The organism is Motiliproteus sp. MSK22-1, assembly GCF_001968815.1.
Taxonomy (GTDB): Bacteria; Pseudomonadota; Gammaproteobacteria; order Pseudomonadales; family Balneatricaceae; genus Motiliproteus.
Map to the genome: position 1 here is coordinate 47298 of NZ_MIEQ01000020.1, position 13994 is coordinate 61291.

The following is a 13994-nucleotide window of genomic DNA, read 5'->3' on the forward strand; positions in this document are numbered from 1 at the left end:
ATCATTATATTTACTAAACGGTTTGGTTAATATAATAGATATTGATGATTAGGTTACAGAATGAATAACAACGGATATTACGGTCGATATGGCGGCAGCTATATTCCAGAGATTCTTTACACCAGCCAGCAACAGTTACTGAAAGAATATCGACAGGCACAGGCTGACAGTAGCTTTCAGTTAGAGTTACAACAGGAGATGCAACAGTTTTCAGGTCGGCCAACACCACTGACCCCCTGTCGCAACCTTTCAAAGCTACTGGGAGGAGCTCAGATTTACCTCAAACGAGAAGATCTCAATCACAGTGGCGCACATAAAATGAACAATGTGATTGGGCAAGGACTGCTCGTCAAAAGAATGGGGAAAAAACGAATCATTGCCGAAACGGGAGCAGGCCAACATGGCATAGCCTCCGCGTTAATTGCCGCCCGGCTGGGTTTAGAATGCACCGTATACATGGGTGCCAAAGATATTGAGCGGCAATATCCCAATGTATTCTGGATGAAACAATTAGGCGCTGAAGTTGTACCTGTCACCTCTGGAGGCCAGACATTACGAGACGCCCTGGATGAAGCGCTAAGGGATTGGACTGATAGCCACCCCAGCAGTCACTATCTGATCGGAACCAGTTGTGGCTGCGCCCCTTACCCCGAAATGGTTGCCAAGTTTCAATCAGTAATTGGTCGAGAGACAAAAGAACAAAGCCAACAGTTGTTCAATGCTCTGCCCGATGCCGTTTATGCCAGTGTCGGAGGTGGCAGTAATGCCTGTGGAATTATGCTCCCATTTCAGTCTGACGTAGCGGTAGAACTTATCGGCGTTGAAGCCGGTGGTCGCGGAACAAAACCAGGTGACCATGCGGTACGCCTGTCAAACAACCGCGCCGAGACTGACAGCCCAGCGATGTTGGGCAGCCCGGGTATCGCGCAGGGTTTTGCATCCATTTTCTTGCAAGATGAACAGGGGCAACTGCAGGAAACCCATTCAATCGCAGCAGGGCTCGACTATGTGGGCGTATCTCCGATCATTGCTGACCTGGCAGAAAAAAATCGACTGCGCATGATTGCTGCAAAAGACGATAAGGTAATCGAGGCCTTTCAACTACTGCTGCGCCATGAAGGAATTATTCCTGCTCTGGAGTCAGCACATGCTGTAGCAGGGGCTATTTCGGAAATACCCCAACGTCCCAAAGAACAGAATGTGGTTATCAATATCTCAGGACGAGGAGACAAGGATATCTTTAATGTTGCCAGTGCCGTTGGCGACCCTGAATTTGACCGGTTTCTTTCCCGTTACCTTGATCAGAGCCTGAAAACCTGAGCAACAATCCCACTACCAGCCAAAGAAAAATCAGCGATTAAAGCAGAATTAACCATGCTCAAAATGAACAAGAATGAAACCGGGAGAACAGTACAGTGAGCAACGACAGGACTCCAGAGACAAGTCAATTACAACAGTTCATCCAACAGGAACGAAAACTGAAGCCCATTTTGCTTATGACCCACGTGGTCTACGGCTACCCATCGATTGAAGACAGCATCAGGTTAATGGAAACCTTGCTGGAATCAGGTGTCGAGCTACTGGAGATCCAGTTTCCATTCTCTGACCCTATCGCAGATGGCCCATCCATACTTAACGCTTGCCATAAAGCCATCAACCACAGGCCGCAGCTTGACCATTGCCTCAAAGCAATCGAATCGTTCAAGCAGCGCTTTCCTAACAGTCGTATTTTATTGATGAGTTACCTTAACCCCCTTTATCGTTACGGTCTGTCAAAGCTGGTTAAGGAGGCTGCGACAGGGGTATCTGGACTCATTATTCCGGACCTGCCGCTGGAACAGGCTGAACAATATCGTAAGGACTGTGAATTGGCCGGAATTGATCCGATCTGGTTAATTACTCCGGATACCCCTGAGTCACGGCTAGTTCAACATTGTGAAGCGGCAACAGGGATGCTTTATTGTGTGAGTCGTAGGGGTGTAACAGGAAAAACCGACAGCCAGAAAGAAGATTCAAAACAAATACCAACTACAACGGTCAGTTTGCGCGACTACCTTGGTCTGGTAGCAGAAAAAAGCACTGTTCCACTGGCGGTCGGTTTTGGCATCAGGGAACGACACCAAATAACCATGTTACAAGGATTGGCGGATGTGGCAATCGTTGGTTCGGCGCTGCTTGACGCCTACGACAATGGCGGTCTAAGACAGATCCGGCAGCTGATCACAACACTGCGCGGAAAAAACTGACCGATCAACATTTGGGTCTCAACTTGCAACCACTGCACCCTATCCGGTTTTCAGGATTAGTCCGGAGAGTCATATCCGCAAAGCCATGGGAACTATGGGTTTATTTCCACGGAATACAAGTTGAATTAAATTTGATTGAATTATGATCTACTTTCATGTGATCTCGAGACCGGAAATAGGCTATAATCGCCGACCTTATTTTTGGGTGCTGGCCAAATTTCTATATCTCCAGGGGATAGCGAATAATGTTGAACAAAGAGTTATCAATCGCCGAGTTCGATCCGGAACTGTTTTCCGCTATTGAAGCTGAACAAAAACGTCAGGAAGAACACATTGAGCTAATTGCTTCAGAGAACTACGCAAGCCAGCGCTCTATGGCCGCACAGGGCTCATGTCTGACCAATAAATATGCGGAAGGCTACCCCAATAAGCGTTACTATGGCGGCTGTGAGCATGTTGATGTAATTGAGCAACTGGCTATTGACCGGGCCAAGGAACTGTTTGGCGCCGATTTTGCCAATGTTCAACCTCACTCTGGCTCTCAGGCCAACGCGGCTGTCTATATGGCCCTGTGTAAGCCTGGTGATACCATACTGGGAATGAGCCTGGCTCATGGCGGACACCTGACTCACGGTTCAGCAGTAAGCTTTTCCGGTCGTATCTACAATGCCGTTCAGTATGGCTTGAATGCTGAGACCGGAGAGATCGATTACGACGAAGTAGAGCGCCTTGCCCATGAGCATAAGCCTCGCATGATTGTAGCTGGATTCTCGGCCTATTCTCGAATTGTCGACTGGCAGCGGTTCCGTGACATTGCTGATGCAGTTGGTGCCTATCTGTTTGTGGATATGGCTCACGTTGCCGGTCTGGTTGCAGCTGGCGAGTACCCTTCTCCTGTCGCTATCGCCGACGTCACCACAACCACCACCCATAAAACACTGGGTGGTCCTCGTGGTGGTTTGATTCTGGCCAAAGCGAATGAAGAGCTGGAGAAAAAACTGAACTTTGCTGTTTTCCCTGAAAGCCAGGGAGGCCCTCTGATGCATGTAATCGCGGCCAAAGCAGTCTGCTTTAAAGAAGCGATGTCAGACGAATATAAAGCCTATCAGAAACAAGTTGTTATCAATGCTCAGGCGATGGTACGCGTAATGAAGGAGCGTGGTATCGACATCGTTTCTGATGGCACCGATGACCACCTGTTTCTGGTGGATCTGATCTCTAAAAACATTACTGGTAAAGACGCGGATGCCGCTCTGGGAAGAGCAAACATTACCGTCAACAAAAATTCCGTACCGAACGACCCTCGCTCTCCATTTGTAACAAGCGGACTGCGTATAGGATCACCTGCTATCACACGTCGTGGTTTCGGAGAGTCAGAAGTAATTGAGCTGACCGGCTGGATTTGTGATGTACTGGATGATATCGAAAACGAAGCGACAATTGAGCGTGTTAAGCAGCAGGTACTGGAACTCTGTGCCCGTTTCCCTGTTTACAAATAAACTCAGGAAACAAAGTATAAACAGTAACAAGTGGCGCTAAAATGATGCTCAAAGCCCTGTCCTTTACTGGACGGGGCTTTGTTGCTTTTGCTTAACGAGTAATAAGCGTAACAAAAACAACCCTGAATCATTAAAAAATACAAAATGCAGCTTTCAAACCAGAGCTCAGATCTGCAGGTTAGATCTGAGAAAAAATGGAAACTGCTTCGCTCTTAAACACAGGCCTGATGACATGCTATGCCCTTTTTGCAAAGCCAATGAAACCAAGGTAATAGATTCGCGCTTAGTCGCCGAAGGTGAACAGGTTCGCCGCCGCCGTGAGTGCCTGTCCTGTAAAGAACGATATACCACCTACGAAGTTGCCGAGCTATTAATGCCGCGTGTCGTCAAGCAAGATGGCAGCCGTCAGCCCTTCGATGAACAGAAAATGCGCGCGGGTATATTACGCTCTTTGGAAAAACGCCCTGTCAGTACCGAAGAAATTGAATCCGCCATTAATAGAATCAAATACAGCCTGCGAGCCACCGGTGAACGGGAAGTAAAGTCTATGGACGTGGGTGAAGCGGTAATGACAGAGTTGCGTCGCCTTGACGAAGTCGCCTATGTCAGATTTGCCTCTGTATACAGAAGTTTTCAGGATCTGAATGAGTTTAAGGAAGAGATCGATAGGTTGTCATCCCAAAAACAGTCTTCAAACAGCCCTGCCTCAATAGCCAAGGTTTCTGCTAGCCGGAGTACTGATAATAAAAGTTCTGATAATAAAACTACTGACAATAAAAGTGCAGGGAATAAAGCTACTGTAAACAAAAGCACTGAAAACAAGAGCACCGAGAACTAAGATGAGCCAATTCAGCCGCGAAGATAATGATTATATGGCTCGTGCCATAGAGTTGGCTAAAGAGGGCCTCTACACCACTCATCCCAACCCCAGAGTTGGCTGCGTACTGGTAAAAAACGGTGAAATCATCGGTGAAGGCTTCCACCTGAAAACCGGTGAGGGTCACGCGGAAGTGAATGCCCTGAAAGCGGCGGCGGGAAAAGCTCGGGGCGCTACTGCCTACGTAACCCTGGAGCCCTGTAGTCACCAGGGTCGTACCCCACCCTGCGCTGAAGGCTTAATTGCAGCAGGTATTAACAGGGTCGTTGCGGCAATGGAAGACCCCAACCCCTTAGTTGCCGGTCGTGGTCATAGGCTACTTCAGCAGGCCGGAGTGGATACCTCCTGGGGCCTGCTCGAATCCGATGCCAGGGCTCTTAATCCGGGATTTATCAAGCGTATGTCAACGGGACTGCCCTTTGTAAGGATTAAGCAGGCCATGAGTTTGGACGGCCGAACGGCAATGGCCTCTGGAGAATCCCAGTGGATCACCGGCTCAACAGCCAGAGGCGATGTTCAGCTGTTACGTGCCAGCAGCTCTGCAATACTGACAGGAATAGGAACTGTCGTTCAGGATAATCCGGCAATGACCATCCGTCCTGAGCAACTGCCGCTGGCCAACGCGGCAGAACTCTGCAACAGACAGCCGTTACGCGTCATTATGGACTCCAGTTTACAGATTTCACCAGCAGCAAAAATTCTTCAGCCCCCTGGCAAAGCCGTTATTTTTTATCGCCACGCAGACGAGAGTAAGGTCCAGCAACTTAACCAAAGCAATGTCACATTGGTTCAACTTGCGGAGTTAGCCCCTATCACCGTATTAAAATGGCTGGCAGAACAACGGGAATGCAATGAACTGTTGATTGAGGCCGGAGCCAAACTTTCAGGTGCTTTTACTCAGGCCGGTTTAGTCGATGAATGGATTATCTATATCGCACCTAAATTACTTGGCAGCCAGGCGCGTCCTCTGTTTCACCTGCCAGGCATAGAACAGATGTCTCAGCAGATAGCCCTTCAGCAGGTCGATCTGAAAACACTTGGTGAGGATATCCGTATCTGCTATCAACCCGCCTCCTCCCCGACACCAGATTCCCCCCAGCCTGAGCGCCCAGTGGCGGAAAGCAACAGTTCACAACGAAAGGAGTGCTAAGATGTTTACCGGTATAATTGAAGCTCTGGGAACTGTCGCCGACGCCCGCATGCAAGGTGGAGATCTGCGCCTGCGAATAAAAACAGGAAGCCTGGATCTGGCCGATGTGAAACTGGGAGACAGTATTGCTGTCAATGGCGTCTGCCTGACTGCGGTGGAACTGCCCGGTGATGGATTTTGGGCGGATGTTTCACGGGAAACATTAGCTCATACCAAATTTGAACAGTTCCGCACCGGAGATCGGGTAAACTTAGAAAAAGCACTGACTCCAACCAGTCGATTGGGTGGACACATAGTCAGCGGCCATGTAGACGGATTCGGCACCATAGCAGATAAGCAGGATGACGGCCGATCGATTCGTTTCCGAATTAAAGCACCACAAAACCTGGCCCGTTATATTGCACCTAAGGGTTCAATCTGTGTCGATGGTGTCAGTTTGACTGTAAATGCAGTGGAGGGAGCCTTGTTTGAGCTGAATATCGTCCCCCATACGCTAGAAGAAACCCTGATTAAGTATTACAGTGTCGGCCAAAATGTAAATTTGGAAGTAGATCTGATTGCTCGCTACCTGGAGAGATTGCTACAACCCTCTCAACAAGGGGAGCATTCAGATGACCGTCATAGCAGCTCAGATGACTCCAACTCATCGAAGGCCGGAAACCTGACGGAAACGTTCCTGGCACAGCATGGTTTTATCGGCCGTCGATAGTTTTAGATATCGGTTTCCGACTCATTTAATGAACGCTTTTTAACAAACACGAGAACAGGTAGACCCATGGCGCTCAATACAACTACAGAAATCATTGAAGACATTCGCCAAGGCAAGATGGTCATCCTGATGGATGACGAAGATCGCGAAAATGAAGGTGATCTGATCATCGCAGCTGAAAAAGTTCGCAGTGAAGATATTAACTTCATGGCAACTCACGCGCGGGGGTTGATCTGCCTTACCCTAACTCAGGAACATTGCAAACACCTGAACCTGCCGTTGATGGTTCAGGATAATGGCGCACAGTTTTCTACTCATTTCACTGTCTCTATTGAAGCAGCAGAGGGTGTAACAACAGGAATATCGGCTGCGGACAGGGCTCATACGGTTCGCACCGCAGTAGCCGCAAATGCCAAGCCTGAAGATATCGTCCAACCCGGCCATATTTTTCCATTGATGGCTCAGCCCGGAGGAGTGTTGATCCGTGCAGGCCATACAGAGGCTGGATGTGATCTGGCTCGACTGGCTGGTTGTACACCGGCTGCTGCAATTGTCGAGATAATGAATGATGACGGGACCATGGCTCGCCGCCCTGACCTGGAGGTCTTTGCCGAAAAGCATAACCTTAAGATCGGGACCATTGCCGATCTCATCCATTATCGAACCCTGAACGAGCACACGGTAGAACGGTCCGGCCAATATCAATTGCCTACCGAATATGGTGTTTTTGAAGTCACCTGCTACAAAGACACAACCCAGGGGGCGACCCACTTGGCCCTGGCCATGGGTGAGTTTACCGAAAACGATCCGACACTTGTCCGTGTACATATGGCAGACCCGCTAAGAGATGTTATCGGAGTGCACAACGAGAATGATCCTAAATGGACCTTGCGTTCTTCACTGCAACGGGTAGCCGAAGAGGGTAAAGGAGTTGTAGTACTGCTGGGCGACAACGACCCAGAGGACCTGAGCGCCTGCCTGGATGCCTATCTCAATCAACGTCCACTTAAAAACATCAATACTGATGGGGCAGGTACTTATCTGACCATCGGTACCGGTTCTCAGATTCTACGTGATCTTGGCATCGGAAAAATGCGTCTGCTTAGCGCTCCAACCAAATTTAACGCTTTGTCCGGCTTCGATCTGGAGATCGTCGAATTCATTCCCTGCGAAGCCTGATTACTTAACTATATAGGACTCTTTCAATGACAATTCAGACAATTGAAGGCACTTTCACCGAAAATGATGGCCGCTATGCGATCGTTGTTGGTCGTTTCAACAGCTTTGTAGTAGAAAGCCTGGTAGAAGGTGCTGTTGATACCTTGAAACGCCATGGTATTGGTGAAGAGAATATCCGCATCGTTCGGGTTCCCGGTGCGTTTGAAATTCCTCTGGCAGTAAAGAAGCTGGCAGAACAGAAAAAGGACGACGCGATTATCGCCCTGGGCGCTGTTATTCGTGGCGGCACTCCGCACTTTGAATATGTCAGCGCAGAAAGCTCCAAGGGTGTCGGCCAGGTTTCATTGGAGTACGGCATTCCAGTGGCTAACGGTATTCTCACGGTAAATTCCATCGAACAGGCTATCGAACGCTCAGGCACCAAAGCTGGTAACAAGGGCTCAGAAGCGGCACTGACTGCGCTTGAGATGGTTAGTGTCATGCGCCAGCTAGAGGTATAGGCGGGTGACTGACTCTCAAAACACCCCGACTCCAAAAGATCCCAAGCGCTCTGAGCAATCGAAGAAGGCTAAAAAACCTTCAAAAACCCAGATGCGACGTGAAGCACGTAACTTTGCCCTGCAGGCCCTTTACCAGTGGCATATGGCTGGCTCAACCCTGAACGAAATAGAAGCAGAGTTTCGTGCCGAGCGAGATTTGAGTCAGGTCGATATTGCCCTGTTCAGTGAACTACTGCATGGCATTCCTGCTCAGGTTGCAGAACTGGATCAGAAAATCACCCCCTGCCTTGATCGCACCCTGGATGAGCTCGATCCAATCGAGCTCAACGTCCTGCGTATTGGGACTTTTGAACTGGCCAGTCGCCTTTCTGTTCCCTACCGGGTGGCAATCAACGAATCGGTCAACCTGGCTAAGACTTTTGGTGCAACGGACAGTCACAAGTATGTCAATGGTGTTCTGGATAAACTGGCAAAATCATTGCGTTCTGCCGAAGTAAACGCAGCAAGACCGTAGCCGCAAGCGATGTCAATTTCGGAGTTTTCTCTGATAGAGCGTTATTTCACCTCATTGGAACAACAACCCAATGGGGTGGCACTCGGCATCGGCGATGATTGCGCCCTCCTTGAAGTGCCTGATGGATACCAACTTGCGGTATCCATCGACACGTTGGTGGAAGGTGTCCATTTTTTGCCAGGAACGCCGGCGGAACATATCGCCAGTCGTGTGTTTGGGGCCTGTCTCAGTGATTTGGCAGCTATGGGAGCAGAGCCGGCCTGGATTACCCTGGCGCTCACTATCCCCAGGGCGAGTGAAGACTGGCTTGAAGGCTTCAGTCGTGCTCTTTCTCAAAAAATGACAACTTTCAATGTGACGCTTGTCGGTGGTGACACCACCCGTGGTCACCTGACCATCAGCATGCAAGTTCATGGCTGGGTACCCAAAGGACAAGCCCTGCAAAGAAACACTGCAAAAATCAATGACTACGTCTTTGTCAGTGGTACGCTAGGCGACTCAGCAGCTGGATTGGATCAGCTCAAAACAGGATCCGATAAGACTGCCGAGCACAGGCTCGACAAAAAGAACAACCAGCGGGATTATTTGATCCAACGCTTTCAACACCCGGAGCCACGTATATCCACCGGACTGGCAATCAGAACTTTTGCCAGTGCTGCTATCGATATTTCCGATGGTTTACTGGCAGATCTGGGGCATATTCTTGAACAAAGTAAGGTTGGTGCGACTATAGAGGAAGACCTCCTGCCCATTTCCAACGCACTCGCCGAAAACTACGATCAACAGCAAGTTCAGCGCTGGGCACTCACGGGAGGCGAAGATTTTGAACTCTGTTTCTGTATTCCTGAGATTCAAATGGAGAGTTTTCAACAGGCCCTTGAAGGACATCCTGTAAAACTGACCTGTATTGGCCAGCTCACAAAGCAACAAGGCATCATTCTGAAATCAAGAAATGGAAAAACTAAACCGGTAGCAGCCCAAGGCTACGAACATTTCTAAGCCTGAACATCTTAATCAATAGGAAATCAACCGTGTCCTCAGCCACCAAACCTGTCCAAATAAAACCTGACTGGCGTAACCCCATACACCTGCTGGCGTTTGGTTTTGGCAGTGGTGCAGCCTCCTTTGCCCCCGGCACCTGGGGGACAGTTGCAGCGTTGCTTCCCTATTATTTTTTGCAGGACCTTAGTCTACTCCCCTACCTTGCGGTCATTGTCATCAGCTTCCTGGCCGGTATCTACATCTGCGGCCAGACCTCCAAAGACCTGAAGGTGCACGACCATGGGGGTATTGTCTGGGATGAGTTTGTCGGCCTGTGGATAACACTCATGGCTGTACCGACGGGTTGGCACTGGGTCGCATTGGGTTTTGTGCTTTTTCGAATTTTTGATATCGCCAAACCCTGGCCTATACGATGGGCCGACAGACAGGTCTCTGGTGGCTTCGGTATTATGCTGGACGACGTGCTGGCGGGGATCTACGCCTGGATAGTCTTACAGTTAATTATCCTGATGTTCTAGAAACGATGTTCCAGAACATTCGATAGACTGGAAACAGGGTAACCTGGATCGGAACATATTAACGGGAATTTATTCTTTTCTTATTTCCAGTACCGATAACCAGTGACGCGCATCCAGCAAATTAGCCAATGCATAAGCCAGGCGACTGAAGGCACAGGCCAGTAACAGCTGGCGAACCGCCAGCTGGTCTTGCGAAGAGATATAGCTGCCATTACTCAAAAGCGGTAAAGCAAAGGTAAAGCTTGCTTGCCACTCAATCGGTAATAACAGCAGATGAACGGCAGCCCCGGTCAACAGACTAACCAACGCAACAAACAGTAACAGACCGGCTACCGGTGGTACCATAAAAGCCATAATCAACCCGGTAAGCAGAGCACCGGAACCTATTTGCTCTCCCAGTCGTGCTAAAGCCAGCAATCCATCACGAAACTTCAGCAACGAATTGTTATTCCGATCCTGCAGGGCATGGCCAAATTCAAAAGCCACACGCACCACCGCTGTCAAACTACGAGCCCTCATAGTCTGCTCTGTAAGACTGATCACCTTGGTGAATGGGTTATAATGACTTCGACGATGGGCCTGTTTCAGCTTTACCCTGACCAGAGGCAAATGAACCATAAGATGCTGGGCTAACTGCCCACCTGTACCAGGGATGTCCCTTCGTTGATGACTGTGTTTGAAAAAAATATACCTCGCCCACAGTTTTGGCGCTACCAGCAACAACAGGATTGATAAGCCAATGATGAGTAGGTCCATGGTGTTATCCCTTAACAGCAGCTAAAAACAAAAACATCCCTGATCAACTAAACAGCCCCATGTAAGCAGGCATGGATTTGAGTCTCGGGAGACTCTGATCACGTACACATATAGGTATAGCAAAGAGTTGGTCAGATGAGGAATATCAATCAACCGTGCTAACCGTTAGTAAGAGGCATTTTCAGGTCCGTTTTAAGGTCGCTAATAGCTAAGCTGATTGATAGAATAAGCCTCCCCAAATGAAGGAAGTAGATCTGTGACCGTCCGCTACATCGCATCATCCCAATTGCCCACACCCTGGGGCACGTTCCGGATGCACGGCTTCGAAGACGAAGTCAGTGGAAAGGAACACATTGTCTTAACACTGGGTGAATTTGATGATGAAAAACCAGTACTCGCTCGAATTCACTCGGAGTGTCTGACTGGGGACGCACTGTTCAGTATGCGTTGCGATTGCGGATTTCAACTTCAGGAAGCACTGAAACGAATATCAGAAGAAGGACGAGGAGCCCTTCTTTATCTCCGCCAAGAAGGCAGAGGCATCGGTTTGCTCAATAAAATCAAAGCCTATCATTTACAAGATGGTGGAGCAGACACCGTCGAAGCTAACGAGCAGTTAGGCTTTGAGGCAGACATGCGCGATTACAGCATGTGTATCACTATGCTGAAACATTTGGGCATCAAGCAGGTTCGGCTGATGACAAATAACCCTCGCAAAGTCGATGCCCTGAAAAAATTTGGTGTACCGGTCGTTGAACGGGAACCGCTGCAAGTGGGTAAAAACAGGCACAATGAAGAGTATCTGGCCACCAAAGCAGGAAAGCTTGGTCATATGATGACCGAACACCACTTTAAAGAGTAAGTACTAACAAAGAGTAAGTATCAACAAAGGGTAAGTACCAGCGGAACGGGCCATAATTCAGCCAGGGTGTTGTTAATTCAGTCAGACCATCGTTGAGTTAACTAAGGCATGATTGATTTAGCTAAGGTACTGGCGATTTGATCTGACAACGGTTTTCTAAACTTGGCTGAAATTCTATCTATTTGACCAAGGTTGAATCAATATAGCGAATTTAGTACTAATTACGCTAAGACACTGTTGGGGGGCCTCAAATCAACTGTCTACTCCGTATTTCAGTCAGCATTCAGTCTTTTACAAATCCTGGCCGTAATCCCATCCGCATCCAATCCCTGTTGTGCCAATAGACCAGTTGCTTTTCCGTGGCTGATAAAGCTGTCTTCCAAGCCAAGATTCAACACCTTAACCGCTATACCCTGATTCAGCAGATAACCATTAACCAGCGACCCTGCTCCTCCGATCAGGGCGTTTTCTTCCAAGGTCACCAACAGTTGATGATTCTTTGCCAGTTCAGTGACAGCCGCTTTGTCCATCGGCTTCACAAAGCGCATATCCACTAAGGTAAAATCCAGGGATTTTGCTACCTGCTGAGCTTCCCAAAGCAGAGCCCCGAAACAGAGTATTGCGACAGTGCGGCCGTTACGGATAACACGACTTTTCCCGATTTCTATCGATTCAAGAGAGTTTGACGGATTAGCACCAGGCCCGACACCTCTGGGATATCTAACACAGGCAGGTCCCTGATAATGATAACCGGTAGACAGCATGATTCGGGCTTCAGCTTCATTAGAGGGAGCCATTATCACCAGGTTTGGAATACAGTTAAGAAAACTGAGATCAAAGCTACCATGATGAGTCGGGCCGTCTTCACCAACCAAACCGGCGCGATCAATGGCAAAGAGGACATCCAGGTTTTGCAGAGCGACATCATGGATCAGCTGATCATAACCTCGCTGCAAAAAAGTAGAATAGATGGCTACCACCGGCTTCGCTCCCTGACAGGCCAAACCTGCCGCCATAGTAATGGCGTGCTGCTCAGCAATGGCAACATCGAAATAGCGCTCTGGAAAACGTTTAGCGAAGGTCACCATCCCTGAGCCTTCACTCATGGCTGGAGTAATAGCTATTAATTTAGTATCAGCTTCCGCTTGATCGCAGAGCCACTGGCCAAATACCTTGGAGTAAGAAATACCGTCGGGCTTAGATACGGTTTTTTTATCGGGATTCACTTCATCGGGCTGATTACCGGCCTGTCGCAGTCGGTTATTCGAACTGTCTGGCTCGGGCAATTTAGTAATGGCATGGTAACCAATAGGGTCTTCTTCAGCGGGGGCGAAGCCTTTCCCTTTGGTGGTCAAAAGATGCAAAAATTGCGGCCCTTCTGCATTTCTCAACTGACTAAGAACCGGCAACAGCTGATCAAAATCATGACCGTCAACCGGACCGGTATAATGGAACTCTAGCGCTTCAAACATTGCCGCAGTGGTTGTCGCTCCGGTTCGCCCCTTAAGGTTTTTGGCCAGGTACGTGGCCAATCCACCTTCATTATGGGAGATCGACATATCGTTATCATTAAGGATAACCAATAGGTTGGCACCCGTATGGGCAGCATGGTTCAGCGCTTCAAAAGCCATTCCACCGGTCATCGCCCCATCACCAATAACCGCTACAGTCCGGTTATTTTTATTATCTAGTTTATGCGCTAATGCCATGCCTAGAGCGGCGCTGATCGATGTACTGGAATGGCCGGTCCCAAAATCATCAAAAGGGCTTTCTTCCCTTTTCGGAAAAGGCGCTAAACCACCCTGCTTACGAATGCTCAGCAGTGCCTCTCGGCGACCGGTGATGACTTTGTGAGGATAGCATTGGTGGCCGACATCCCAAATAAGTTGATCATTAGGCGTGTCAAAGATGTAATGCAAGGCCAAAGTCAACTCAACGATACCTAAGCCTGCACCAAAATGGCCACCGGTCTGGCCGACAGAATACAGCAGGTACTGGCGCAGTTCTTGCGCCAGCTGAGGCAACTGACTGGCATCAAGACGACGCAGTTTATTGGGAACAGAAGTTTGATCCAATAGTGGAGTCGATGGTCGCTGGGTAGGCAGTTCTTTTAACATCAGAAATTAAACACTGGAAATGGTTTCAGTTGGGGGCTTCTATTGCAGCACCTATGTCAGAGCCG

At 48.9% G+C, this 13994-nt stretch carries 13 protein-coding genes and 1 pseudogene; 12 read left to right on the forward strand and 2 right to left on the reverse strand.

Annotated elements, in window-relative coordinates:
- The first annotated feature begins 60 nt into the window (after positions 1-60).
- The 11 genes and pseudogenes from trpB to BGP75_RS02270 all read left to right on the forward strand — a co-directional run bounded on the left by trpB (position 61) and on the right by BGP75_RS02270 (position 10194).
- Positions 61-1320 carry a tryptophan synthase subunit beta gene (trpB, locus tag BGP75_RS02220; protein ID WP_076714629.1) on the forward strand — a complete coding sequence of 420 codons (1260 nt, stop codon included), beginning with the start codon at positions 61-63 and terminating at the stop codon, positions 1318-1320.
- A 95-nt stretch (positions 1321-1415) separates the two neighbouring features.
- The gene (gene trpA, locus BGP75_RS02225; protein WP_233152822.1) at positions 1416-2246 is read left to right on the forward strand and encodes a tryptophan synthase subunit alpha; all 831 of its coding nucleotides are present in this window, start codon (positions 1416-1418) and stop codon (positions 2244-2246) included.
- A gap of 245 nt (positions 2247-2491) precedes the next feature.
- On the forward strand, positions 2492-3745 hold the full coding sequence (gene glyA, locus BGP75_RS02230) for a serine hydroxymethyltransferase (RefSeq protein WP_076714633.1): 1254 nt from the start codon (positions 2492-2494) through the stop codon (positions 3743-3745).
- 232 nt (positions 3746-3977) lie between these two features.
- A pseudogene (nrdR, locus tag BGP75_RS02235) lies at positions 3978-4427 on the forward strand (transcriptional regulator NrdR); the annotation flags it as partial.
- A 157-nt stretch (positions 4428-4584) separates the two neighbouring features.
- Positions 4585-5772, forward strand: a complete 1188-nt coding sequence (ribD, locus tag BGP75_RS02240; protein ID WP_076714635.1) for a bifunctional diaminohydroxyphosphoribosylaminopyrimidine deaminase/5-amino-6-(5-phosphoribosylamino)uracil reductase RibD — start codon at positions 4585-4587, stop codon at positions 5770-5772.
- A 1-nt stretch (position 5773) separates the two neighbouring features.
- Complete coding sequence (locus BGP75_RS02245) at positions 5774-6481, forward strand: riboflavin synthase (RefSeq protein WP_076714636.1); 708 nt, start codon at positions 5774-5776, stop codon at positions 6479-6481.
- A gap of 66 nt (positions 6482-6547) precedes the next feature.
- Complete coding sequence (gene ribBA, locus BGP75_RS02250) at positions 6548-7660, forward strand: bifunctional 3,4-dihydroxy-2-butanone-4-phosphate synthase/GTP cyclohydrolase II (RefSeq protein ID WP_076714639.1); 1113 nt, start codon at positions 6548-6550, stop codon at positions 7658-7660.
- A gap of 26 nt (positions 7661-7686) precedes the next feature.
- Entirely contained in the window at positions 7687-8160 is a 474-nt protein-coding gene (ribE, locus tag BGP75_RS02255; protein WP_076714641.1) for a 6,7-dimethyl-8-ribityllumazine synthase, read from the forward strand.
- Between the two features lie 91 nt (positions 8161-8251).
- On the forward strand, positions 8252-8674 hold the full coding sequence (gene nusB, locus BGP75_RS02260) for a transcription antitermination factor NusB (protein ID WP_083704588.1): 423 nt from the start codon (positions 8252-8254) through the stop codon (positions 8672-8674).
- 9 nt (positions 8675-8683) lie between these two features.
- On the forward strand, positions 8684-9673 hold the full coding sequence (thiL, locus tag BGP75_RS02265) for a thiamine-phosphate kinase (RefSeq protein ID WP_076714645.1): 990 nt from the start codon (positions 8684-8686) through the stop codon (positions 9671-9673).
- 32 nt (positions 9674-9705) lie between these two features.
- Positions 9706-10194 carry a phosphatidylglycerophosphatase A gene (locus BGP75_RS02270; RefSeq protein ID WP_233152823.1) on the forward strand — a complete coding sequence of 163 codons (489 nt, stop codon included), beginning with the start codon at positions 9706-9708 and terminating at the stop codon, positions 10192-10194.
- A gap of 69 nt (positions 10195-10263) precedes the next feature.
- Here BGP75_RS02270 and BGP75_RS02275 read toward each other — a convergent pair whose 3' ends face one another.
- Complete coding sequence (locus BGP75_RS02275) at positions 10264-10950, reverse strand: zinc metallopeptidase (protein WP_076714647.1); 687 nt, start codon at positions 10948-10950, stop codon at positions 10264-10266.
- A gap of 256 nt (positions 10951-11206) precedes the next feature.
- Here BGP75_RS02275 and ribA point away from each other — a divergent pair, with 256 nt between their 5' ends.
- Entirely contained in the window at positions 11207-11812 is a 606-nt protein-coding gene (gene ribA / locus BGP75_RS02280) for a GTP cyclohydrolase II (protein ID WP_076714649.1), read from the forward strand.
- Positions 11813-12084: 272 nt separating this feature from the next.
- On the opposite strand, the gene dxs is transcribed toward ribA, so the two are convergent.
- A complete protein-coding gene (gene dxs / locus BGP75_RS02285) occupies positions 12085-13929 on the reverse strand; it encodes a 1-deoxy-D-xylulose-5-phosphate synthase (protein ID WP_076714651.1) in 1845 nt (614 codons plus the stop codon).
- Positions 13930-13994: the final 65 nt, after the last annotated feature.